Here is a 24,176-nt window from a genome sequence, read left to right as displayed (position 1 = left end):
GAAAACATGGCTTCTGATACCGGCAACATCACCAGCTATACGAACCGGCTGGGCGAGCAGGTCAGGTTCTTTGACGAGGTAATGCTCGGCGGGCCTGAGATGGACGCCACACTTGACGGCAAGAGCCGGCCGTCACTGGCCAAGCTGGTCGCCAGCTACATGCCCAACTTTGCCCTGCATGAGGATCTGGCATCAGGGCTGGCGGCCACGGGCGAGGGCGCGTTCTTCTCGGTGCTGTCCGAGATCGAGCAGGAGTTCGTGATCCTGTACCAGGTCGTCAACGGCCAGGCCGAAGAGGTGAAGCGCTACCCATCCATCAAGCTTTTTGAGGCCGCGCTGGCGGCGCGTGATCGGGCGGAGCGGGCAGCGCTGGCCACCGAGCAGGACGCTTATCAGGCAGGGCTTTCGGCCAACCTCTCCGAGGCCTACGCCAAGGAGTCGCGTGTGGCTTCCGAGTCATCCGGATCGGTGCGGTATTTCGATAACTACGCCGAAGCCGAGGCGGCCACCCTGGAAGAAGGGCAGGTGGTCGAGATTTTTGAAGACGAGACGAAGTACGGGCGCAATGCCCGTTACCGCTTCGAGGCCGGCGCGCTCGTCTACAAGCCGCGTGGCGCTCTCTATTCGGAGACTCCCGGCATCTTTCACAGCAACACCATCACCGAAGACCCGCTGTGGCCTGCAAACAGTAACGGCCTGCTGATTGGGCCCGTTGTGACCATTGGTGACGGCGTCACCGTAAACATCCCTGACGGCACCATCGTCACCATTAGCGAAGGTACGGAGATCAAAACCAATGTCTGAATCCACAGCCACACTACCAATTGCAGATTTTGCAGGACGCGGCATCATTGACCGTGACACAGGGCGTAGGGTTAAAGTTTCTGATCTGGTCGATGCCGGTGGCATCCTGAAGTCCACCACAAGTGGCGTTATCCACGCGTCACAGTACAGCGTCACTGGCGACGGCAGCAGCCAAGCGAATTTCCTACAAGCCGCATGGACGGCTGCTGACCAACAGGGTGCTTCAATTATCCAGCTGCCAGCCGGTGACATTGTTCTCGAAAAGCAGGTAACCGGAAAACCGGTTATTTTCATCGGCAAAGGCCGTGGGACTCGTATCATACTGCGCGGGCCTGAGTCGCACGACGGCTTTGTCTTCCAACCTTCAGATGTGGTAGGCCGCCAAGGCGGCGCAATCGGCATGCAAGTTATTGCATCCAGGGCGAACATGGGGCGCGCGTTCACAACTCCGAAGGACTCAAGCCAGTATTTTGACTACTACACAAGCTGGCATTTTGCTGAGCTCTTCTTTCGTGGCGAGAATCGAGTGCCTGAGAAGCACGGATTCGCATGGGATTACGGGTTCGAATACGGACTGCATGTAGGCGATGGCGTTGGTATCGACATTGTTAACTATGTACATCAAGGTCAGTTCGATATTAAACAGGACCCTGCCTCCCAGTTTCATGATGGGGGTATTCTGCTTGATGCTTCTTCGAACGGGTCAGCCATTCTCAGTGCCCGCATGTCAAATATCGAGATAGGTCAAGTGTATGAAACGATTACAGTTGGGGACGCGGTATTCTATACCCTGACTGCATTTGATCTCATCGCTGCCTACAACGGTATCGGCACCACTGGAACGGTCCATTACAATGAACCTAAAATATGGGGAGGCAACATCAATGCACAACACACGGGTATCCATCTTATAGGATCAGATGCCCGCGGTATCCATGATGTCACTATTCGGCGACACAAGAACGGTTGGCCTGGTGCTACTCACGACTGGAATGCCATCATCCTTGACGACTGCGCCGTCTGTAGCATCGGCGCAATCACAGCGCAGCCGGATCACAGCGTAACCGCCTTTGCCGGCACGCACTCCATGCTAAAGACCTTGAACGGATCAGGTGCACTGACCCTGCATAACAACATGCCCGGTAACAACCTCTCGAATGTGTACGACTTTAGCGACGCGTCAGGGGTTACCATCACAGGGGACGTACTGGCGGGTGGGGGTGGTGTGTACATCAATGCCCGCGACAATACGCGTAATGTGCGCGCAAAGACCCCTTCAGTGTCAAACAGCGGGGCGACGTACTCACTCCTCGTGAAGGATGCAAGTATACGGTACGACTCCATCATCTTTGAGGATGACCTCGATAAACGGGTTGCTTCTGCGCCGCGCTCTGTGATGAAAGAGACGGACGCTGCGACTGACAACCGGGTCTGGAAAGATGTTGTGGATATGGGCAATCGTGTCCGGCAGGTCTCTAACGACGCTGAAACAACAAACGTTAACTACGAGATAGTCAGTCGATCAGGAAATACTGTCACCAAAATTGAATGGCGCTCTGATGACATCCTACTGAATGCCCCCACTGTCCGAACTCCCAGCGGAACTGTAAGCACCTCAGATGCCAGGCTAAAAGAGCAGTGGTCATCTGATCTTTCAGCAGAGCTTAGAGCATGGTCAAATGTCGAATACGGCAAGTACCGTTTAAAAAGCAACCTAGGAAAGCTCCACATTGGGGTTCTTGCTCAGCAGGTGATCGAATGCTTCAGAGCCGAGGGCTTGGATGCCATGGAGTATGGCATCGTAAACATCGATTCTAAAGGTTACTATGGCGTTTGCTATGAAGAAGCTCTTTGCTTGGAGTCAGCTCTTGCAAGGAGCTTTATTAGCCAAATAAATTACTAAATATTGATCGTTATGATAGTGTTGCGCCCGTCAACTGGCGACGGGCTTTTACAATGTTTAAAAAAGTAATTGAGAAAATTTTTCTAGTTAATAAAAAAAACCAATCTGAGCTTTCAAATAAGATAAGGGGTTTGAGAAATGCCGGGGACTTCAATCAGGCCGGCTTGTTGATAAAGAAAATAGGATTTGTTCCGAATCAAGAGCTTTTAAGCGAAGTTGTTTCTGTATGTATAAAAACAAAAGAGTATGATTTCGCCGACAGAATGATAGATAATTGCCTCAAGAGTGATCCAAAAAGGCCTGATGCTTTAAGGAAAAAGGCAGATATTTCACATAGGGCCGGTAGGCACAAAGATTCGATCGTATGGGCTGAAAAATATTATAATGTTGAAAATAATATTTCAAACTTGGCTTTTTATGCCAGTTTTATAAAGAAGAACAGGTCTTCAGATGAAGCTATAAGTGTCTTAGGTGAAATTGACGAAGAAAAGATTTCTAACGAAGATTGGGTGTCAGAGTATCTCGAAAGCATAGTAAAATCCTCAAATATAGAAAAAGCGCGCCATGCAATCTCAAAAATATCCTTAAATGACTTGAAGCGAAAAAATACGGCGATAATGTTTTTGTCGGCTTCAAGTTTGTTAGGTCCAATTTCACGTGAAAGCTTTTTTAAAGTAGTCGATAAAAATAAAAAGTTAAAAGATTATAGCCGCCAAGAAATGTCTTTAATGATTTCTATGGATGCTCAGGGCATAATGTCTAAAGATTCTAAATATTTACAGCTTTCAGACTGTTTGCATGGCTGCAGGAGCATTGTTCAGTACTGGGATAATCCTGAGACGTTAACTGATGATGTGCGCGATTCTTTGGATAATTGGAGTCGCGTAAAAGGGTTTAATCATGTTCTTTACAACAGAGAACAGGCTAGAGCCTTTATAAATACTCATTTTCCTATCAATTTTCTTAAAGCTTTTGATTTGTCATTGCATCCTGCTCAAGAGGCCGATTTATTTAGGCTGGCATACTTATATTTAAATGGTGGGGTTTACGTAGATATTGATTTCCTTCCAAAAGAAACTTTTTCAAACCTAATGCTGGATTCTGAGAAGTGCGTTAACTTTTATTACAGAAGTAACCTTCCTCCTCATCAGCGTGAAATTTTGAACAGTTTTATTGCCGCAAGAAGAAGATCAGTATTTCTTTGGTCCGCTCTTGAGTCTGCATGCGAAACTATATTATCCGGTAAGCGCAGAGGTATATGGAGAGACTCCGGCCCAGGCCTCTTGGGGGAGAATTTTTTGACGTCAAAATTTTCATCAGAGGTTGGTCTTATTACTCACGATGATATGTTCAAGTTTTCTTTGTCCCATAAAGGTAAAGGTATGTGGGATTACAAAACTGTAGAAAACAGTTGGCAGAGGGCGGATAAGTTTTAGGAGGCCTTATGGCAAGGACAAACCTGACGTATTCACCGGCCGAGAAGCATGGGTCAATCTCAACGAAGCCAGCGGAATACCTGCTGGTGGTCAGATGGCTCTGCAGAACAAGGGGCAGGGCTCGGTGCTGCTGATCTAGCTGCCGATGATTGGCGAGGCGAGCTTCTGGTTTTACGTCGACGAATGACCGTCATTGTCAGTCGATCAGGTATCGACCGTATTAAGCAACGTGATTATTGGCGGTGCTGAGTGTCGGTCTCGAGGCGGTGATGGTCTCGAGGCGGTGATGGTCTCGAGGCGGTGATGGTCTCGAGGCGGTGATCATCGCCTGTTGATCCATGACGGCATGCTGCGTCGCTCAATCAGATGTCGCCAAAGCTGCTTTGACCGATCAGGATTCCTGCTGGCCATCTTGATCATGTTACCCCACCAGTTGTCCCCCAGAATGTCGCGCAACCGATTATCACGGTGCCGCGCGTCGAGCTCGGCCTGTTCGATCAGACGCTGACCCAGCAGGATCAGGTCGCCGGGCATCTTGCCGGTTGCGTCGGCTGCCCAGCGCTCTGAGTTCGTCCGATAGGTGGGTGCTGGCATTGGCCATTACTCATGGCATTTCTGACAGCATACAAAAAAGCCCGGAACGAGGGGATCGTCCGGGCGAAGTAATCCATCAAAGTGCGCATGTCTCACGTGCGCATTGGGTTCATCGGCATCTGCGAATGTTCCTTTAACACTTCTCACGGCAGCATGTGGAGTCGTATCCTAATTGCCTGACACGTCTGCTATTATCTGGGCCGTCACTTTTTATGGTCTTGCCCGGTACATTTATCGATCTGGGTAAAATTCTGGGTAAAAACCAAGGCCGCCATACATCGAGGCCAGTAACCACGGGGCTTGTAGGCCATGAAAGTATTGATGATCGACAACTACGACAGCTTTACCTTCAACATCGTCCAGTATCTGGGCGAGCTGGGGGCCGAGGTCGAGACAATCCGCAACGATACGCTCACGATCGAGGAGATCGAGCAGCGTGACTTTACCCATTTAATGATTTCACCGGGGCCCTGCAGCCCCAGTGAAGCCGGTATTTCGCTGGATCTGATTCGTCATTTTGCCGGCCGGGTTCCGATCTTCGGGATCTGTCTGGGCTTTCAGGCCATTGGCCAGGCCTATGGCGGCGAGGTGATCCGGGCGCCGATGGTAATGCACGGCAAGACGTCGATGGTGGATCACGACGGTCAGGGCGCGTTTGCAGGGCTTGAAAATCCACTGGAAGTGACGCGTTATCATTCGCTGATTCTGGCGCGCGAGACGCTGCCCGACTGCTTCGAGATTACGGCGACAACCGTCAGTGACGACGTGACGCCCGGCATCGTGATGGGCATTCGTCACCGAACGCTGGATATGGAAGGCGTGCTCTTTCATCCGGAGTCGATTCTGTCACGTCAGGGCCACGAGCTTCTGGCCAACTTCCTCAAGCGTCAGCCGCGCGACGTTCCGCAGGGGGTTGCGGCCGAGGCCTGAGGCCCTGACGTATGGTCCCTTTGAGGTGATAACCCCTTTCGGGTGGCGCCTGCTACTCGTGGCATGGAGAAAGACTCGTGGAGCTCAAGGAAGCCATTTCACGCGTAACGCGCCGTGAGGATCTCGAGCTGGACGAGATGCGAACGGTCATGTCGACCATCATGTGCGGGGAAGCTGACCCGGTGCAGATGGGCGGCTTTCTGGTCGGTCTTGCCATGAAGGGGGAGACCGTTGATGAAATTACGGCCGCCGTGATGGTCATGCGCGAGCTGATGTACCCGGTACATGTCGATGCCGATCACGTGGTCGACATCGTGGGTACCGGCGGGGATGGTGCCGGGCTGTTCAATGTCTCGACGGCCTCCAGCTTCGCTGCTGCGGCCTGCGGGGCCCGTGTTGCCAAACACGGCGGCCGGGGCGTGTCCAGCAGCTCCGGCAGTGCCGATCTGCTTGCACGCGCCGGCGTGTCGCTCGAACTGTCGTCTGAACAGATTGCCCGCTGCATCGAGGAGATCGGGGTCGGCTTCATGTTCGCCCCCAATCACCATACGGCCATGCGTCATGCCGTGGCGGTCCGCAAGGCGCTGGGTGTGCGTACCATGTTCAATATCCTGGGGCCGCTGACCAACCCCACCGGCGCCACGCGTCAGGTCATCGGGGTCTACAGCGCTGATCTGCTGGTCCCCATGGCGACGGTGCTGCGCCGTCTGGGCAGCCAGCATGTGCTGGTGGTCCATGCCGAGGACGGACTCGATGAGTTCTCGATTGCATCAAAGACCCGGGTCGCCGAACTGCATCACGGCGAGATCAACGAGTATGTGGTCACGCCCGAGGATGTGGGACTGGAGCGCCAGCCGCTGGAGGCAATTCGCGCCGACAGCAGCGAGGCCAGCCTGGTGCTGGTCAAGGCGGCCCTGCGCGGCGAAGGCGTGGCGGCTGACATGGTGGCCTTCAACGCAGGCGCTGCCCTGTACGTGGCCGATGTGGCCGGCTCCCTCAGGGAGGGCGTGCAGACCGTGCGCGAGGCACTTGCCAAAGGTCAGGGACTGGCAAAACTGGACGCACTGGCAGAGTTTTCTGCCCGACTGGCCGAGGCCGGCGACTGAATTATCATAATAGCGACCGGGCGTTGCGTCCTGTCACGGCCGGTCGATTTTCAGGGAACACTGCATGAGCACGCTGCCTACCATTTTGACGAAAATCATTGCCCGCAAGCATGAAGAAATTGCCGAGCGCTCGGCCAGCATCAGCGAGAATACGCTGCGTGCGCGCGCCGAGCAGGCGCCGCCCACCCGTGGCTTTGCCGCAGCCCTCAATCAACGTCTGACCAATGGCGACCCGGCAGTGATCGCCGAGATCAAGAAGGCCTCGCCCTCAAAGGGCATTATTCGTGCCGATTTTGATCCGGTGGCCATTGCCCAGCGTTACGAGGCCGGTGGTGCAGCCTGTCTGTCCGTGTTGACCGATGCCGACTATTTCCAGGGCAGCGAGCGCTTTTTGATCGCTGCACGCGGGGCCTGCCAGCTGCCGGTGCTGCGCAAGGACTTTATCGTGGCACCCTATCAGGTGTATGAAGCACGCAGCATGGGTGCCGATGCGATCCTGCTCATTGTGGCGGCGCTTGAAGATCGCCAGATGAAAGCGCTCAACACGCTGGCCATCGAGCTGGGCATGGACGTGCTGGTTGAAGTGCACAGTCTTGAAGAACTTGAGCGGGCGCTAAAGCTGGATCTGGCGCTGGTCGGCATCAACAACCGGGATCTGCATACCTTCGAGACTCGGCTGGACACGACCTTCGAGCTGCTGGAGAAGGTCCCCGAGGGCGTTCGCGTGGTGACCGAATCAGGCATTGCGACTCGTGAAGACGTGGCGCGCATGCGCCGCGGCAACGTCAATGCCTTTCTGGTCGGGGAGCGCTTCATGCGCGAACCGGACCCGGGCGATGCCCTTCGCCAGCTCTTTTTTACCTGAGTTCGATCGATTCGACCGAACCCGTTAAAAGTGCCTCGAATCAACACTGCCAGCCCTGCGCTGGCAGTGTTCGTTCGGGGCGTTTTACATTCGACTTTCCAGGTTTTTCAGCGCGGCTTGCGGCGCCCGTCACCTCGCGACTGACGCTGATAGCGGTCATCAAACAGCCCGGGGTCGTCGGTAAAGACACCGTTGACCCCATGATCCCACCAGGAGGCAAAGCGTTCGGGGTCGTTGACCGTATAGCACAGCATGGCAAGTCCGGCGCTCTGGATCTCGATGAGTCGCTCCTGGTCAAGCTGTGTCCAGTCGGCATGCACGCTGGTCGGGCGAAGCCGCTCGGCATCGCTGGCCCAGTGCCGCGGCACTGCTTCATATAAAAGCCCCAGCGCCAGTGCTTCATCCTGTGACCGGGCGGCTTCAAGCGCTGTTCGGTCAAAGCTTGATACCAGCAGACGATCAAGCGGCAGGACCTGGCGGGCGCGATGGACCGCAATGCGGGCAAGCTCTGCCGGGTCATGGCCTGCGTTGATCTTGAGCTCAAGATTAAGCCCCATCTCCAGCGCACTGACCAGCGACAGCGCTTCATCGAGCAGCGCCATGCGCTCACCGCGAAAGGCAGAGGAAAACCAGCTGCCTACATCCAGCTGGCGGATCTGATCCCGTGTCAGGTCGATCAGCGCCCCCTTGCCATCGCTGCAGCGATCGACGCTGTCGTCATGCCAGACCACCGGGGTGCCGTCTCCCAGGCACTGAACATCGAGCTCAACCCACTCACAGCCGGCATCCGCCGCTGCCTGAATGGCGGCCAGCGTGTTTTCAGGCGCGTGGGCGGACAGCCCGCGGTGGGCAATATAGCGAGGCAGCTGCATATCTCAGGACTCCATGGGACAGGTGATATCGGCAAGTCTGGGCCGGGTCGACAGGCGTTGTCCATCATCATCAAACAGACGAAGGGGCCTCAGCCTCGTTAACCTTCTCCGCCGGAATGACGCTGAAACCCTTGACCATGTTGTGCTCCGCGCTGTCCTTATAGATGGCAGCCTCTGCTGCGGCGATATACCGAGAGGCCTGCATGGCCATCATGTGGCGGGCATGTGTCGGATATATGAAGGTGTATCAGCAGGGATGCGCCAACATCAATATCGACAGGAGGTTAGCCAGAAGCAAAAGGCGCGTGGCATCATGGCCCTTTTGAACGGCGGGCAGACGCAGCTTTGAAGATTTCATATATCACCGACACACGGGATCGGGATGCCTGTCTGGCCATGCTCTGTGCCAGCGTATTCGGACGAGAAGCGGGGCTTGCGCCTCTGGTGGAGTTTGCCGGTGTGAGCCGACTGCTGGAGCAGGAATCGGCCCGTATCGTGGCTCTTTTCGATGACGGCAAAAGGCTTTGCTCCGTAGCGCTCCTTACGCTTGAAGTGGAAGGGCGCGGGGTGGCACTCAGGCTTTTGGGCACCCCCAAGAAAAAGCGGGGAAGAGGGTATGGCCGTCGGCTGGTGGCAAGGCTTGGGGAATCCACCGCAATGCGGGTCACAACGTCTGACCCAGGGCTTGAAGCCTTTTTTACCACCTTTGGTTTCGAACGCTGGTATCGCCACACCGACAGTGAGCTGCGCACCGGTTTCAACGCGCGCTCCAGCGTTGATTCATTATCAATGGCGCCGGAGGTGGTGGATTTTCAAGCAGATGCCGTACTGCGTGCCTTCAAGCGCGATCCCGCACTTTTTGAGCGTTACAAGACACGCTTTACCGAAGGTCTTGAGCATTTCCATACATTGGTTTGATCGATACCATCATAAAAAACCCCGGGCTGTGCCGGGGTTTTTTATGGTCATCGGCCTTTAGAAATTGATGCCGAAATTGGTCTGGACGCTGGTGTGCCACTTGTCATTGACCGGCGAGCCAAAGTAGTTCAGCCCGTTTTTGTTGGTGATGATGTCAAACCAGGCAAAGTAGGGGCCGGCAGTGACCAGCACGCCCAGATCATTGAGCATGGGATCATCCTGATCGCCAAAGCCGCCGTTGATGGAGGCAAAATCATCGGACGGGTCGATGTAACTGAAGTCGTTGAAGAAAAACAGGTTTTCAACGGGGCCCCAGTCGACATCCATGCTGTAGCTGGCGCTGGCCGTGTACATTTGACCGCGTTTCGGGATCAGATAGTTGAAACCAAAGGCGCCGATCTGGATGGCGTTATCGGAGATACCGGACTGCGCTTCCGACGGATTCTTGGGGTTATATTCATAGGTCGTGGCCTGAAACATGGTACGCCAGTTGCCGTATGACCCATCCACGCCGATGGCCGCCGACCAGTTGTCACCGCTGCGATTGGTCTGCTCGTTATACAGCTGACCGCCCTTGGCCGAGACGTTGAGCTGGGTCGAGTAGTCCTCGCCGTGATTAAAGGTGTAGCCGCTACGGAGCGCGAGCTGGTTTTCCTCGCTGTTGCCCTGATTGCCACGACTTGTCAGCGCACCATCATCGTCATATACAGCGTCATCTGTCCCACCTACAGCGTTGGCGCCATAGTGTTCGTTACCGCTGCCCAGGTTATCACTTTTGAAAAAGGCCAGCGAAATATCCCACGGGCCCTGATGATGGTCCCACTTGATCCCGGCGTTCTGGTTGTCGTTGAAACCGGCGAGATAGGGCAGGGTGCCATACCACCCCTGATAGCCGTAATCCATGTTGCCAAAGGGCGTCTGGACCAGACCGACCCGGATGGTGTCATCGTCATTGGGATTGAAGCCGAGCCAGCCTGACTTCAGGAACTGGTAGCCGTCATAGAAGCGATATTCGATATCATATTCCAGATCGTCCACTTCGCCATTGACCGCGAGGACGAACTTGCCGAAATCCAGATCACCGGTGGTGTCCTTGCTCTGCTCGCTCCAGTCGTTGAAGCTGCCATTAAACTGAAGCTGGCCGCTGAACTTTGTTTGCTGCATCTGCTCGATGGCTGAGCTGTTTTCCTGGGCCAGATTCTGCTGAGGACGTGGTTCTGACTGCTGTGGGTCAGGCGTCGTCGCCGTATTGCTCTTTTCCCCGCCCTGATTGGCGACTTCCTGTTGGCCACCGGAAGTGCCGGCTGCCTGCTGTTGTTCCAGACGATCAAGTCTTTGCTGCATCTGCTGGAGCTGCGCGCGCAGTGCCTCGATGGTCTGTTGGTCTTCCGGGGCGGCCTGCGCGGCGGTAGCGGTCATGGCCGTGGCAATGCTCAGAGAGAGCGTCAGTGCTTTCAGACGTCGTGAATCGGTTCCTGATGTCATGAGCTGTTCTGAAGATCCTTGTTATGAGGTTTGTAGCGAATTGTTATTGTCGTAGGCTATTTTTGTCGCGTTGTAACTTACCATTTGCTACCAAATTGATAAATGCTGTTTATGGTTTAAGTGTGGTTAACCCTTGGCAGGCACAAAAAAACACCGTCAGAAACACTGACGATGCTTGTCACAGGGTCATCAGAAAAAAGGGATCGACAAAATGAGTCGTTAGCGTCGTCTCAAACGATCCAGATAGAGATAGACCACGGGGGTGGTATAAAGCGTCAAAATCTGGCTGACGATCAGCCCGCCCACAATGGAGATGCCCAGCGGGGCCCGCAGGGCGGCATTTTCATCGGTGCCGAACATCAGCGGCAGGGCGCCCAGAATGGCCGCCAGCGTGGTCATCATGATGGGGCGAAAGCGCACCAGGGCCGCCTCACGAACGGCATCCTGTGCAGAGAGACCGCGCTCGCGCTCGGCGCTCAGGGCAAAGTCGACCAGCATGATGGCGTTTTTCTTGACCACGCCGATCAGCAGGATAATGCCGATCAGGGCAATCAGGGTGAAGGGCTTGTCCAGCCACATCAGTGCCAGCAGCGCGCCGATACCGCCCGAGGGCAGGGTGGACAGGATCGTCAGCGGGTGGATGTAGCTCTCATAAAGGATACCCAGCACCAGATAGACCGTGACCAGGGCCGCCAGTATCAGCCAGGGCATGGCCTCGACGCCGCTCTGAAAGCTGGCGGCGCTGCCCTCGAAATCGGCCTGTACATCCGTGGGCAGGTGCAGACGATCCAGCCGGTCACTGATGATGTCGGTGGCGCGGGACAGTGACACGCCCTCGCTTAAATTGAACGACACCGTAGCGGCGGCAAACTGGCCCTGATGGCTGACACTGATTGGGCTGGTACTGCGCTCGTAGTGGCTGAAGGCCGACAGCGGTATGGGGCTGCCGTCATCGTTGACGATATGCATCATCTCCAGCGCTCTGGCCGAGCGCTGCCACTGCTGGGCGACTTCCAGCACCACGTAATACTGATTGGTGCCTTCATAGACGCTTGAAATCTGTCCCTGGGCAAAGGCGTTGCCCAGAAGGGTATCGATGTCGCGCATGCTCAGCCCCAGTCTCGCGGCCAGATCGCGGTCTACCACCAGTTTGATGGCCTGGCCGCCATCGCGACTGTCGCTGTCCACGCCGGTAATTTCCGAAATGCCACGCATGGCCTGCGCCACGCGCGGAGACCACTCCTGCAGCAGCGATAGATCATCGCTTTTAAGCGTCAGCTCGTACTGGCTGTTGCTGGATGAACGCCCGCCCATGCGCAGATCCTGCAGGCCGCGCATGAATACCTGCACCCCGGGGATGTCGCTCATCAGCCCGGAAAGCCGGTTGCCGTTGGCATTGGTGTCACCCGTACGCTCCTCCTTTAAGGTCACAAACATCGTGGCGGAATTGACGCCGCCACCGGACGGGCCGCTGCCACCCAGAAAGCCCAGAACGCTGGCGACCGAGTCATCGGCCAGCAGGCGATCCCGCGCCATGTCCAGCTTGGTCGACATGGCATCAAACGAGATGCTTTGATCGCCACGTACCGCGCCGATCAGCCGGCCCGTGTCCTGATCGGGCACGAACCCCTTGTCGATGTGCACGTACAAAAAGCCGTTGAGCACAATCACCGCCACCAGCGACAAAAGCGTCAGGCGCCGATGGCGCAGCGCGACATCCAGTGTGCGCTCATAGCCTGTCAGAATGCCCCGCCCGCAATGCTCGATGCCTCGCTGCAGGCGACCGGGAGCACGATGGTGGGCGGCCATTTTCAGCCATCTTGAGCACAACATCGGGGTCAGGGTCAGTGACACCAGCAGTGAGACCATGACGGCGGTGGCCAGCGTCACGGCAAACTCGTGAAACAGTCGACCGATAAACCCGCCAAGAAACAGCAGTGGCACGAACACGGCGACCAGCGAGACACTCATTGACAGCACCGTAAAGCCCACTTCGCGAGCACCCAGCAGAGCGGCCTGGCGCACATCCATGCCGGCTTCAATGTGTCTGGCAATGTTTTCCACCACCACAATGGCATCATCGACCACAAAGCCGATGGCAATGATCAGCGCCATCAGTGACAGCGTGTTGAGCGAATAGCCCAGCAGATACATCACCATGAAGGTGCCCAAAAGCGATACCGGGATGACGGCGCTCGGGATCAGCGTGGCCCGCGGGTTGCGCAAAAAGATGAACACCACCATGACCACCAGAATCACGGCCAGAATCAGGGTGATCTGGGTTTCATGCAGCGAGGCGCTGATGCCGGGTGAGCGATCCAGCACCGTATGCAGGTCGGCACTGGCGGGGAGGGCTGCATGGATACCGGGCAGGCGCTCCTTGATGCGATTGATGGTCTCGATCACATTGGCGTCGCTGGCCGGGCTGACCACGATCACCACTGCGGGCTGGCGGTTGTAAAAACCGACGTTGTAGATGTCCTCGACGCTTTTTTCCACGTTGGCCACATCGCCCAGACGCATGATGTGATCGCCATCACGCTGGATGATCAGGTCGCGATAGCCCTGTGGCTCGAACATTTGTGAATCGGTATGAATACTCCAGCGATACCGATCATCTTCGGTGAATCCGGTGGGCTGGTTGCTGTTGGCGGCATTGATGGCGTCGCGAATCTGATCAAGGCTGATACCGGCATTTTCGAGCTTGCGCGGGTTAAGCGTGATCCGGACTGCCGGCGAGGAGCTGCCGCCGACGCTGACGCGGGAGACACCTTCCACTTGTGCAATGCGCGGGGCAATGTCCTGATCGGCCAGATTATAAAGTGTGCCCTTGTCGATCTCGGCGCTGGTCAGCGACAGCAGCATGATCGGTGAGTCGGCCGGATTGAGTTTTCGAAGTCTGGGAGAGCTGGTCATGGCGCTGGGCAGCAGCGCCTCGGCCCGGTTGATGGCCGCTTGAACCTCACGGGCAGCTTCGTTGATGTCCTTTTCCAGTTCGAACTGGATGACGACACTGGTGGAGCCCTCCGAGCTTGACGAGGTCATCTGGGTGATCCCGGCAATCTGGCCCAGCGAACGCTCCAGCGGCGTGGCCACCGTTGACGCCATGGTCTCCGGGTTGGCCCCGGAGAGACTGGCCGTGACCAGTACGGTCGGAAATGACACCGCCGGCAACGGGGCCACCGGCAGGCGCATGTAGGAGAGCAGCCCGCCCAGAATGATCGCCATCGTCAAAAGCGAGGTGGCGATCGGTCGCTGAATAAAGGGTGAGGACAGACTCATGAGGCATGCCCATCGGTGGTGTCGTCGATGGCAGTATTGTTGTCATCGCGAGGGGGCCACCTGCTGGCCAGACGATCAAAGAACAGATAGATGACCGGGGTGGTAAACAGTGTCAGCAGCTGACTGACCAGCAGTCCGCCCACCATGGCCAGGCCCAGCGGCTGACGCAGCTCCGAGCCGAAGCCGCTGGAGAGCATCAGCGGAATGGCGCCAAAGAGCGCAGCAAAGGTGGTCATCATGATGGGACGAAAGCGCAGCAGTGCCGCCCGATAGATGGCCTCATGCGGGGCAAGCCCCTGACGGCGCTGACCGTCGAGGGCAAAGTCGATCATCATGATGGCGTTTTTCTTGACGATCCCGATCAGCAAAATGATGCCGATGATGCCCACCATGCCCAGATCGTTCCCGGTGATCATCAGCGCCAGCAATGCCCCGATGGCCGCGGAGGGCAGGGTGGAGAGAATGGTCAGTGGATGGATATAGCTCTCATAAAGCACGCCCAGCACGATATACATCACCACCACGGCGGCCAGAATCAGCAGCAGCGTATTGGCCGTGGAACCGGCAAACCCGAGTGCGGCGCCCTGATAGGCCAGCTGCGTATCCCGGTCGAGGTCCGCCTGCTGGCTGGCCTCATCAATGGCATCAAAGGCTTCTGACAGTGAGTAGCCGGGCGCCACGTCAAAGGAGACGTTGGCGGCGGCAATGCGGTTTTGTCGCGACAGTGAAAGGCTGGTATAGCGCTGTTCGACGCTGACCAGTGACGTCAATGGCACCATGTCACCGCTGTCGGCCTCGAGATAGAGACGGTCCAGCGCCGAGGGGCCGCGCTGCTGGCCGTCGGCGACGTTCATCACTACCCGGTACTGGTTGGACTGGGTAAAAATGGTCGAGATCAGGCGCTGGCCAAAGGCATTGTAGAGCGTGGCGTCGATATCACTGACGCTGATGCCCAGCCGGCTGGCCCGGTCGCGATCAATGTCCAGATAGAGCTGAAGGCCGCGCTCCTGCAGGTCCGAGGCCATACCGGAAATGGCCGGCGACTGACGGGCCCGCTGGAGCAGGGCATCCACGTCGTGAGACAGGAGGTCTGCATCGTTGTTGGTCACCGACATCTGGTACTGATAGCGGCTGACGTTGTCATCCAGTGTCAAATCCTGCAGCGGCTGCAGGTAAAGTCGCATGCCGGCCACGGACCGACTCTTCTCGTTGAGCCGCTCGATAACCGCCTGAGCACCGTCCCGGTCGGCCAGTGGCTTGAGATTGATCTGAAAGCGTCCGGTGTTGAGTGTGCTGTTGTCCTCGTTGACACCGATGGTCGAGGAGAAGCTCTCCACTGCCGGATCCTTGAGGATAATGTCTGCCAGCGCCTTTTGATGCTCGGCCATCGCCTCAAAGGAGATGGACTGATCGGCTTCGCTGATGCCGCGAATGGCGCCGGTGTCCTGCTGCGGGAAAAGCCCCTTGGGGATGGCCAGATATAAAAGCGCGGTGACGCCAAAGGTGATGACGGCCACAGCCAGCGTCAGACGCTGATGGCGCAGCACCCATTTAAGCCCGCGGTCGTAAAGACGCAGCAGTCGGCCGAAAAGCCCCGCGTAGCTTTCGGCGTGTGTCTGAGCCTCATCTACCTGGTGGGCGCCATCTTTTGGTGCGCGCGCCTTGAGCATTTTCGCGCACAGCATGGGGGTCAGCGTCAGGGAAATGAACGCCGAGATCACGATGGCGACGGCCAGCGTAACGGCAAACTCTCGGAACAGGCGACCGACCACATCCTGCATGAACAGCAGCGGGATCAGCACTGCCACCAGCGATACGGTCAACGAGATGATGGTGAAAAAGATCTGTTTGGCGCCCTTGAGCGCCGCATCAATGGGTTTTTCGCCCTTTTCCAGGTAGCGAATGATGTTTTCCAGCACCACGATGGCATCATCGATGACAAAGCCGGTGGCAATTGTCAGCGCCATCAGGGTGAGATTGTTGAGGCTGAATCCTGCTAGGTGCATGACACCAAAGGTGCCGATCAGCGACATGGGTACGGCCAGGCTCGGGATGATGGTGGCCGGGATGTTGCGCAAAAACAAAAAGGTGATGAGGATGACCAGTCCCACGGCCAGTACGAGCTCGAACTGGGTATCCTCGACCGAAGCACGAATGGTCTGGGTACGGTCGCTGAGCACCGAAATATCCACGCTGTCTGGCAGGCTCGCCTGCAGTTCGGGCAGCTGGCGGCGGATATCATCAACCACGCTGGTGACATTGGCGCCGGGCTGGCGCTGGACGCTGATGATCAACGCCGGATCGCGATTGGCCCAGGCGGTCAGCCAGGCATTTTCCGAGCCCTCGTGGACGCTTGCGATATCGCGCAGGCGCAGCGGCATGTCGTTGTCATATTTGACGATCAGGTCGCGGTACTGGTCAGCAGAGGTGAGCTGATCGTTGGCATCGATCGTCAGCGCCCGGTAGGGGCCATACAGCGTGCCCTTGGGCTGATTGACGTTGGCCGCGGCAATGGCGTTGCGCACGGCCTCCATGTCCAGACCATGTGCCGCCATTTGACGGGCGTCACCGTCAATGCGAATGGCGGGTTCATGGCCGCCCGACAGTGATACCAGACCGACACCACTGATCTGTGACAGTCGCTGCACCAGGCGGGTATCCACCAGATCATAGACACGTGTCAGCGGCAGATTGTCCGAGCGCACCGCCAGGGTCATGACCGGCGCATCCGCCGGGTTGACCTTGCTGTAGCTTGGCGGCATGGGCAGGTCATCGGGCAGCAGATTGCTGGCCTGATTGATGGCGGCCTGCACGTCCTGTTCGGCCACGCCCAGATCGCTGTCAAGGCCAAAGCGCAAGGTCACCAGCGACGCGCCACCGGTACTGGTGGAGCGCATGTCCTCGAGTCCTGATATCTGCCCGAGCTGATCCTCCAGCGGTGAGGTGACATTGGACAGCATGATCTCGGGGCTGGCCCCCGGGTAGAGCGTCGTGACCTGAATGGTGGGGTAATCCACCTCCGGCAGGGAGGCCACCGGCAAAAGTCGATAAGCCATGACGCCGGACAGCAGGATGGCCAGCATGATCAGCGATGTCGCCACCGGTCGAACAATGAAAAGACGCGACGGGTTCATGACGAGCGATCACCCTCGTCCGTGGGTGCGTCAGTGGCCTTTAACTGACCTTCGTTGGTGGACTCACCCGCCGGTGGCGTGTCGTGACGGGTATCGCTCTCGCCCGGCAGGTTGTTGCTGACCACATTGACGCTGGCGCCATCGCGCAGGCGATCCACACCATCTACCACCACGCGCTCGCCGACCTCAATCCCCGAGTCGATCACGGCATGCAGATCGTCACTGGCCCCCACGCTCACGCTGCGCTGGTGCACGGTGTCGCTGTCGTCCACCACATAGACATGGTTGCCTGACTCACTGTTCTGAATGGCGGTTTCGGGGACAATCACCACGTTTTCCAGTGTGGCCAGGGTAAGTTCCACGTTGACAAAGGCGTTGGGGAAAAGCTGCTCGTCGTCGTTATCCAACCGCGCACGCAGTCGTGCTGTGCCGGTGTCGGTGTTAATGGCGCTATCGATGCTGGTCAGCTCACCTTTGGCTATCGTGTCGGTCGCACTGTCGTCCATGATACTGACCGTCATGGGGCCCTGCTGCATGCTGCTGCGGATCCGGGAGAGATACTGACCGGGCAGGGAGAAAACGACTGAAATGGGGTCAAGTGAGGTCAGGGTGGCGATAGGGTTGTCGTCGCCGGTCGAAACGATATTGCCCGGGTCTACGTTGCGCAGACCAATGATGCCGCCGGCCGGGGCCCGTACGGTGGTGTAGTCCAGCTGAACCTGTGCGTCCTGGACGCTGGCGCGTGAGCCTTCCACGGCCCCCTGATACTGCCGGACCAGCTGGCGCTGAGTCTCCAGATCCTGACGCGAGACATTATTGGCGCGGCTTAGATTTTCGTAACGTTTTAAGTCTTCTCGTGCCGTGGCGAGCTGCGCCTGGTTCTGGGTCAGCTCGGCATTGGCCTGGGCCAGCTGGGCCTGATAGATACGATCATCGATATGCGCCAGCACCTGACCCCTTTCAACGCGCTGACCTTCCCTGAAATCGACCGAGACCAGCTCGCCCTCGACGCGGGGTCGAACTTCGATGCTTGAAAGCGAACGCACGGTGCCCAGCGCGCTCAGAGTGACCGGGAAGTCTCCCTGTTGCGCGGTGACAGCCGCCACGGCTGCCCGTGGCATGGACGCGTCTGGTCCGTTCTTGTCATTACTTTCAGAGCTGTCGCGCAGAAAAAACCACCACAGGGCGACCAGACCGATCAAAAGCAACAGGGTCCAGAAAAGCACACGCTTGGCGAAAACACGGCGCGTTGAGGGGTGAGGCATGCGTCCACTTCCGTTGTCAGGCTGTTGTTTTCCACGACGGGCGCCGGGCAGGCACCTGTCGGCAGAGAGTGTCAGGTTAACGTTTTTATTGACGATGATTGAGGAAAAACCAGGGACATCACATGAGGTCATGGCCCTTATTCATGTGCTCGGTCCATGGAATGACATTATTTGGCCTACAGGCGGTCAGTTTACCTCATCATTGGGATGGGGTCGTTTCACGGCTCGGGAATTGTGGCAGACGCAAAAGGTAGTTTAACTACAAGGATGAGATAATTCGGATAGACTGATCCACTTCCCATCAAGACCGTGACAGGTGAGGTTTTCATGCACACCACCCTGACCCGCGTAACCCAGCGCATCATTGAACGATCTGCCCCGCGTCGCGCCCTGTATGAAGCTCGCATGCAGGCACAGCATCGCCGTGGTGTTCATCGTGGTGCGCTCGACTGCGGTAATCTGGCCCATGGCTTTGCCGCCTGCAGTGTCTCCGACAAGCAGCAGCTCAAACTGACCAATAGCGCCAATCTGGGCATTGTAACGTCCTATAACGACATGCTTTCGGCTCATCAACCCTTTGAGCAATTTCCCGACCTCATTCGCCAGGCCGCCCGCCGGATGGGATCAACGGCGCAGGTCGCCGGTGGTGTGCCAGCCATGTGTGATGGGGTCACCCAGGGCCAGCCCGGCATGGAGCTGTCACTCTTTTCGCGCGACAACATCGCTCGTGCTGCTGCCATCGGACTTTCCCACAACATGTTCGATGCGGCCCTCTTTTTGGGCGTTTGCGACAAGATCATTCCCGGTCTTTTCATCGCTGCTGCCCGCTTTGGGCATCTACCGGCCGTCTTTGTTCCCGCCGGCCCCATGCCCAGCGGCCTGCCCAACAAGGAAAAGGCCCGCATTCGCCAGAAGTTTGCCGAAGGCAGGGTAGGGCGCGCCGAACTGCTGGAGTCGGAGTCGGCCTCCTATCATGCGCCCGGCACCTGCACCTTTTACGGCACCGCCAACTCCAATCAGCTGATGATGGAGATCATGGGGCTGCATCTGCCGGGGTCCTCCTTTGTTAACCCGAATACGCCGCTGCGTGATGCCCTGACGGCACATGCGACCGAGCGCGCGATCAAGAACTCCGAACCGGGCGGTGGTTACCTTCCCTTCTGGCAGCAGATCGATGCGCGCGCCATCGTCAATGCACTGGTGGGGCTTCTGGCTTCAGGCGGCTCCACCAACCATACCCTGCACCTGATCGCCATGGCCGGTGCGGCCGGCATTACCCTGAACTGGGATGACTTTGCCGAGCTGTCCGCCGTGGTACCCAGCCTGATGCACATCTATCCGAGCGGTCAGGCGGATGTGAACCACTTCCACGCCGCCGGCGGCATGAGTGTATTGATCCGGGAGCTGCTCAAGGGCGGGCTTCTCCATGGTGATATTGCGACCGTGACAGGTAAAACGCTGGCGGAAAGCTACACGCAGGAGCCCTTTCTGGAGGGCGAGCAGCTGGTCTGGCGCGAAGGTCCGGCACAAAGTCTCGATCCGGACGTGCTGACCGATGTCGAGCATCCCTTTTCGGCCACCGGTGGGCTGGCGGTGCTGGATGGCAACCTCGGGCGCGGCGTGATCAAGGTCTCGGCGGTCAAGCCGGAGTTTCGCGTCATCGAGGCGCCGGTCAGGGTGTTTGCCGATCAGGATGCGCTCAAAACCGCCTTCAACAACGGCGAGCTCGAGCATGACTTTATTGCCGTGGTGCGGTTTCAGGGCCCGCGTGCCAATGGCATGCCGGAGCTTCACAAACTCACGCCCTATCTCGGATCATTACTGGATCGTGGCTTTCGCGTGGCGCTGGTCACCGATGGCCGAATGTCGGGTGCCTCCGGCAAGGTACCGGCTGCGATCCACATGACCCCCGAGGCACTCGATGGCGGGCCGCTGGCACGCCTGCGTGACGGCGACATGGTTCGGCTCGATTCGATCAGCGGTCGTCTTGAAGTGCTTGTCGATACCGATGAGTTTGCCGCGCGGCCGTGCGCGTGCGCCGATCTCGAGCAGTATCATCATGGCCTGGGGCGAGAGATGTTTGCCGGCATGCGCCAGCTGGTCGGCAGCGCCGAGGAGGGCGCCAGTACCTTTGGTGGCTTCGAGGCGGCTGAAGTTGCGCCTGTTTCGCCCGCTGACAGGCAGAACACCCTGGTGTGAGCCGGTCATCATGAACGACAGACACCGGGCCATGGCCCGGTGTTTTTGTTGGCAGATTTCCCTGGCGCTATTGGTGCGCTTTCGCGGTCTCGGCCTCACGATCGTTCTGATTGGCCTTCTGCGCCGTGTAGAAGGGCACTTCGGTCAGAGGGCGCAGCGGTGCACGGCCACGGACAACATCGGCCAGTTTCTCCGCCATCATGATGGTGGTGGCGTTCAGGTTACCGGTCACGATGACGGGCATGAGAGAGGCATCGATCACCCGCAGACCTTCCATGCCATGCACCCGCCCCTGACCGTCGACCACGGCATCCGGGCCTTCCCCCATCCGACAGCTGCCGCAGGGGTGGTAGGCGGTTTCAGCATGGTTGCGCACGAATTCATCGAGCTGCTCATCGCTCTGAACCTCCGGCCCGGGCGCAATTTCACGACCGCGGTAAGGGTCCATGGCCGGTTGTTCAATGATGCGTCGCGTCACGCGGATGGCATCCCGGAATTCCTGCCAGTCGCGCTCCTCGCTCATGTAATTAAAGAGGATGCTGGGCGCCTCCGAGGGATTGCGCGATTTGATTTTGATCCGGCCACGGCTTTTGGAGCGCATGGAGCCTACGTGGGCCTGAAAGCCATGCGCCTGGACGGCACTCTTGCCGTTGTAACTGATCGCGCACGGCAGGAAGTGATACTGCAGGTTGGGCCACGATTCGCCTTCGTCGGTACGAATGAAACCACCGGCCTCGAACTGGTTGCTGGCCCCGATACCCTTGCCCTGAAACAGCCACTCTGCACCGATTTTAGGCTGGTTGTACCACTTCAGCGCCGAATAAAGCGTAATGGGCTGCTTGCACTCGTACTGAATGTACATTTCCAGGTGGTCCTGCAGATTTTTGCCCACCCCCGGCAGCGCGTGCACCACATCGATGCTCATCTCTTCAAGCCATTCGGGATCGCCGACGCCTGAGCGCTGCAGGATGGCCGGCGAGGCGATGGCGCCTGCACACAGCAGCACTTCCCGACGGGCATGCACCTGCTCGTCCTGGCCCTTGCGCGAATAGGCAACGCCTGTGGCCTTTTTGCCCTCGAACAAAATGCGATCGGTCATCGCTCGGGTTTCGATGGTCAGGTTGCTGCGATGACGAGCAATATCCAGATAGCCGCGGGCCGTCGATGAGCGACGGCCATTGGGCGTGGTGGTGCGATCCATCGGCCCGAAACCTTCCTGCTTGTGACCGTTGAGGTCGTCGGTCTCACCGTAGCCTGCCTGCTTGCCGGCCTCGATAAAGGCGCGGTTGAGCGGATTGGTAGTCGGTTTGGGCGTGGCCACATGTACCGGGCCGTGATCACCGTGGTAGTCGTTGCCACCGATGTCGCGAGTCTCGGCTTTTTTGTAGTAGGGCAGGCAGTTGGCGTAGGCCCAGTCATCGAGACCGGGCTGCTCGGCCCAGCCTTCCAGGTCCATGGCATTACCGCGGATATAGCACATGCCGTTGATCAGTGATGACCCCCCCAGGCCCTTGCCGCGCCCGCACTCCATGCGCCGATGGTTCATGAAGGGTTCAGGATCGGTCTCAAAGGCCCAGTTGTACTGCTTGCCCTGTAACGGATAGGCCAGTGCTGCCGGCATCTGGGTACGAAAGTCCAGTCGGTAGTCCGGGCCACCGGCTTCCAGCAGCAAAACGGTGACATCATCGTCTTCGGTCAGACGCGCAGCGAGCACATTGCCGGCTGAACCGGCACCGATGATGATGTAGTCATATTCACGAGTGTGAGCCATAGAGCCCTCCTGGCGTGCCTTGATCAGGTAATCGAAAAAGGCAGGCATGTCGCGTGTGCCTGCGTCTTGTTAAAACGGGACATCGCCGTGTTTAGAACGCCGACTCAAAAGGGCCCATTTCGATCTGGACCGACTTGACCTTCGTGTAGTGTGCAAGCGTCAGCAGACCGTTTTCGCGCCCCACGCCGGATTGCTTGTAACCGCCTACCGGCATCTGTGCCGGGCTGTCGCCCCAGGTATTGACCCAGCAGATGCCGGCTTCAAGCTGGTGCACGACGCGATGTGCGCGGTTGAGTCCATCAGTGAACAGGCCGGCGGCCAGGCCGTACTCTGTGTCATTGGCGCGACGGATGACCTCTTCTTCATCATCAAAGGCCAGAATCGACATGATGGGGCCGAAGATCTCTTCCTTCACAATGCGCATGTCATCGCTGCAGTCAGTGAAAATGGTGGGAGCCACGAAGGCGCCCTTGCCAAATTCACCGTCGGTCATGCGTGAGCCTCCCACCAGTAGGCTGGCGCCATCCTGCTTGCCGGCTTCCAGGTATTCGCAGACCTTTTCCATGTGCTCGAAGCTGACCAGTGGACCAAAATTGGTGGCCGCGTCCATGGGGTCGCCGGCCTTCACCCGCTCGACGCGCTCAAGCAGTTTGGCTTCAAACGCTTTTTTGACCGAGCGCTCGACAAACACGCGGGTGCCGTTGGTGCAGACCTGACCGGTGGAGTAGAAGTTGGCCATCATGGCGCCATCGGCAGCGCGATCGAGATCAGCATCGGCAAAGACGAGCAGGGGAGACTTGCCGCCCAGCTCCATGGTGACTTCCTTGAGTGAAGAAGAGGCTGAAGACGACATGACCTTCTTGCCGGTACCCACCTCACCGGTAAAGGAGATCTTGTCGATGCCGAGGTGCTCGGTCAGCATCGCGCCGACCCGTCCATCGCCCTGCACCACGTTGAAGACGCCATCGGGCAGGCCGGCCTCGGTGAAAATTTCAGCCAGCATCAGCGTGGTCATTGGGGTGACTTCGCTGGGCTTTAATATCATGGCGTTGCCGGTGGCCAGTGCCGGTGCCGATTTCCAGCAGGCGATCTGGATCGGATAGTTCCAGGCACCGATGCCGGCACATACGCCAAGCGGCTCACGGCGTGTATAGGCGAATGAATCGGCGCGAATGGGGATCTGCTCACCCTCAACGGCAGCGGCAAGGCCTGCGTAATACTCGAGCTGATCGGCACCGGTGACAATGTCCACCGCGGTGGTTTCGCTCAGAGGCTTGCCGGTGTCCATCGATTCAATGCGAGCGATCTCGTCATTTCTTTCACGCAGTAGAGCTACGGCGCGGTTGAGGATGCGCGAGCGTTCCACGCCAGTCATCGCAGCCCAAATCTTCTGGCCGCGGCGCGCCGATTCAACGGCCCGGTCGACATCGGCCTGTGAAGCCTGCTGAATCTCGGCCAGTACGTCGCCATTATAGGGGTTGATGGACTGAAAGGTTTCACCAGAGGTCGCATCAACGCGTTTGCCATCAATATAAAGCTGCTGGGTATCGAAAACGGCCATGAGGTTCTCCCGAATAAATATGGGTTTAAAGTGCCAAAAGGTCATATGGCG

General features: G+C 57.7%; 16 protein-coding genes. 8 read left to right on the top strand and 8 right to left on the bottom strand.

Annotation, left to right across the window (positions count from 1 at the left end):
* Positions 1-6: 6 nt before the first annotated feature.
* From Q0931_RS09850 to Q0931_RS09840, 3 genes are read left to right on the top strand one after another with little or no spacing between them, the layout of a single operon-like run.
* Entirely contained in the window at positions 7-804 is a 798-nt protein-coding gene (locus Q0931_RS09850) for a hypothetical protein (RefSeq protein ID WP_299259734.1), read from the top strand.
* The gene (locus Q0931_RS09845; protein ID WP_299259732.1) at positions 797-2,707 is read left to right on the top strand and encodes a tail fiber domain-containing protein; all 1,911 of its coding nucleotides are present in this window, start codon (positions 797-799) and stop codon (positions 2,705-2,707) included. Before Q0931_RS09850 ends, Q0931_RS09845 begins: the two co-directional genes overlap by 8 nt.
* Before the next feature lie 53 nt (positions 2,708-2,760).
* Complete coding sequence (locus Q0931_RS09840; protein ID WP_299259730.1) at positions 2,761-4,143, top strand: glycosyltransferase; 1,383 nt, start codon at positions 2,761-2,763, stop codon at positions 4,141-4,143.
* Between the two features lie 321 nt (positions 4,144-4,464).
* Here the strand turns inward: Q0931_RS09840 and Q0931_RS09835 are convergent, their stop codons facing one another.
* On the bottom strand, positions 4,465-4,737 hold the full coding sequence (locus Q0931_RS09835) for a hypothetical protein (RefSeq protein ID WP_299259728.1): 273 nt from the start codon (positions 4,735-4,737) through the stop codon (positions 4,465-4,467).
* A 309-nt stretch (positions 4,738-5,046) separates the two neighbouring features.
* Here Q0931_RS09835 and Q0931_RS09830 point away from each other — a divergent pair, with 309 nt between their 5' ends.
* The 3 genes from Q0931_RS09830 to trpC all read left to right on the top strand — a co-directional run bounded on the left by Q0931_RS09830 (position 5,047) and on the right by trpC (position 7,638).
* Complete coding sequence (locus tag Q0931_RS09830) at positions 5,047-5,667, top strand: aminodeoxychorismate/anthranilate synthase component II (RefSeq protein ID WP_299259726.1); 621 nt, start codon at positions 5,047-5,049, stop codon at positions 5,665-5,667.
* Between the two features lie 77 nt (positions 5,668-5,744).
* Positions 5,745-6,773: an anthranilate phosphoribosyltransferase gene (trpD, locus tag Q0931_RS09825; RefSeq protein ID WP_299259724.1), complete on the top strand. Its 1,029-nt coding sequence runs from the start codon at positions 5,745-5,747 to the stop codon at positions 6,771-6,773.
* A 64-nt stretch (positions 6,774-6,837) separates the two neighbouring features.
* The gene (gene trpC, locus Q0931_RS09820) at positions 6,838-7,638 is read left to right on the top strand and encodes an indole-3-glycerol phosphate synthase TrpC (RefSeq protein ID WP_299259722.1); all 801 of its coding nucleotides are present in this window, start codon (positions 6,838-6,840) and stop codon (positions 7,636-7,638) included.
* Between the two features lie 107 nt (positions 7,639-7,745).
* On the opposite strand, the gene Q0931_RS09815 is transcribed toward trpC, so the two are convergent.
* A complete protein-coding gene (locus Q0931_RS09815; protein ID WP_299259720.1) occupies positions 7,746-8,510 on the bottom strand; it encodes a glycerophosphodiester phosphodiesterase family protein in 765 nt (254 codons plus the stop codon).
* Between the two features lie 345 nt (positions 8,511-8,855).
* Here Q0931_RS09815 and Q0931_RS09810 point away from each other — a divergent pair, with 345 nt between their 5' ends.
* On the top strand, positions 8,856-9,428 hold the full coding sequence (locus Q0931_RS09810; RefSeq protein WP_299259719.1) for a hypothetical protein: 573 nt from the start codon (positions 8,856-8,858) through the stop codon (positions 9,426-9,428).
* 57 nt (positions 9,429-9,485) lie between these two features.
* Here the strand turns inward: Q0931_RS09810 and Q0931_RS09805 are convergent, their stop codons facing one another.
* The 4 genes from Q0931_RS09805 to Q0931_RS09790 all read right to left on the bottom strand — a co-directional run bounded on the left by Q0931_RS09805 (position 9,486) and on the right by Q0931_RS09790 (position 18,594).
* The gene (locus Q0931_RS09805; RefSeq protein ID WP_299259717.1) at positions 9,486-10,913 is read right to left on the bottom strand and encodes a hypothetical protein; all 1,428 of its coding nucleotides are present in this window, start codon (positions 10,911-10,913) and stop codon (positions 9,486-9,488) included.
* Between the two features lie 219 nt (positions 10,914-11,132).
* Positions 11,133-14,195 (bottom strand): efflux RND transporter permease subunit, encoded by a 3,063-nt coding sequence (locus Q0931_RS09800; protein WP_299259715.1) that lies wholly within the window; start codon positions 14,193-14,195, stop codon positions 11,133-11,135.
* Positions 14,192-17,329: a multidrug efflux RND transporter permease subunit gene (locus Q0931_RS09795; protein WP_299259713.1), complete on the bottom strand. Its 3,138-nt coding sequence runs from the start codon at positions 17,327-17,329 to the stop codon at positions 14,192-14,194. The genes Q0931_RS09800 and Q0931_RS09795 overlap by 4 nt, the downstream gene beginning before the upstream one ends.
* Complete coding sequence (locus Q0931_RS09790) at positions 17,326-18,594, bottom strand: efflux RND transporter periplasmic adaptor subunit (protein WP_299259711.1); 1,269 nt, start codon at positions 18,592-18,594, stop codon at positions 17,326-17,328. Before Q0931_RS09790 ends, Q0931_RS09795 begins: the two co-directional genes overlap by 4 nt.
* Before the next feature lie 327 nt (positions 18,595-18,921).
* Here Q0931_RS09790 and edd point away from each other — a divergent pair, with 327 nt between their 5' ends.
* Positions 18,922-20,793 (top strand): phosphogluconate dehydratase, encoded by a 1,872-nt coding sequence (gene edd, locus Q0931_RS09785; RefSeq protein ID WP_299259709.1) that lies wholly within the window; start codon positions 18,922-18,924, stop codon positions 20,791-20,793.
* 67 nt (positions 20,794-20,860) lie between these two features.
* On the opposite strand, the gene betA is transcribed toward edd, so the two are convergent.
* Positions 20,861-22,564 (bottom strand): choline dehydrogenase, encoded by a 1,704-nt coding sequence (betA, locus tag Q0931_RS09780; RefSeq protein ID WP_299259707.1) that lies wholly within the window; start codon positions 22,562-22,564, stop codon positions 20,861-20,863.
* A gap of 91 nt (positions 22,565-22,655) precedes the next feature.
* Entirely contained in the window at positions 22,656-24,125 is a 1,470-nt protein-coding gene (gene betB, locus Q0931_RS09775; RefSeq protein ID WP_299259705.1) for a betaine-aldehyde dehydrogenase, read from the bottom strand.
* Between the last annotated feature and the right edge of the window lie 51 nt (positions 24,126-24,176).

Source organism: uncultured Kushneria sp., assembly GCF_947497025.1.
GTDB lineage: Bacteria > Pseudomonadota > Gammaproteobacteria > Pseudomonadales > Halomonadaceae > Kushneria.
Note: the sequence above shows the minus strand (reverse complement) of the source record. Positions and strands in the feature narration are given on the sequence as shown.

What these genes read in the sequence shown, in the direction of transcription:
- Q0931_RS09790 (WP_299259711.1), bottom strand. Translation starts at nt 18,594, where the DNA reads ATGCCTCACCCCTCAACGCGCCGTGTTTTCGCCAAGCGTGTGCTTTTC.
- Q0931_RS09850 (WP_299259734.1), top strand. Translation starts at nt 7, where the DNA reads ATGGCTTCTGATACCGGCAACATCACCAGCTATACGAACCGGCTGGGC.
- Q0931_RS09840 (WP_299259730.1), top strand. Translation starts at nt 2,761, where the DNA reads ATGTTTAAAAAAGTAATTGAGAAAATTTTTCTAGTTAATAAAAAAAAC.
- Q0931_RS09800 (WP_299259715.1), bottom strand. Translation starts at nt 14,195, where the DNA reads ATGAGTCTGTCCTCACCCTTTATTCAGCGACCGATCGCCACCTCGCTT.
- Q0931_RS09805 (WP_299259717.1), bottom strand. Translation starts at nt 10,913, where the DNA reads ATGACATCAGGAACCGATTCACGACGTCTGAAAGCACTGACGCTCTCT.
- Q0931_RS09795 (WP_299259713.1), bottom strand. Translation starts at nt 17,329, where the DNA reads ATGAACCCGTCGCGTCTTTTCATTGTTCGACCGGTGGCGACATCGCTG.
- Q0931_RS09815 (WP_299259720.1), bottom strand. Translation starts at nt 8,510, where the DNA reads ATGCAGCTGCCTCGCTATATTGCCCACCGCGGGCTGTCCGCCCACGCG.
- Q0931_RS09830 (WP_299259726.1), top strand. Translation starts at nt 5,047, where the DNA reads ATGAAAGTATTGATGATCGACAACTACGACAGCTTTACCTTCAACATC.
- betA (WP_299259707.1), bottom strand. Translation starts at nt 22,564, where the DNA reads ATGGCTCACACTCGTGAATATGACTACATCATCATCGGTGCCGGTTCA.
- betB (WP_299259705.1), bottom strand. Translation starts at nt 24,125, where the DNA reads ATGGCCGTTTTCGATACCCAGCAGCTTTATATTGATGGCAAACGCGTT.
- Q0931_RS09845 (WP_299259732.1), top strand. Translation starts at nt 797, where the DNA reads ATGTCTGAATCCACAGCCACACTACCAATTGCAGATTTTGCAGGACGC.
- trpC (WP_299259722.1), top strand. Translation starts at nt 6,838, where the DNA reads ATGAGCACGCTGCCTACCATTTTGACGAAAATCATTGCCCGCAAGCAT.
- edd (WP_299259709.1), top strand. Translation starts at nt 18,922, where the DNA reads ATGCACACCACCCTGACCCGCGTAACCCAGCGCATCATTGAACGATCT.
- Q0931_RS09835 (WP_299259728.1), bottom strand. Translation starts at nt 4,737, where the DNA reads ATGCCAGCACCCACCTATCGGACGAACTCAGAGCGCTGGGCAGCCGAC.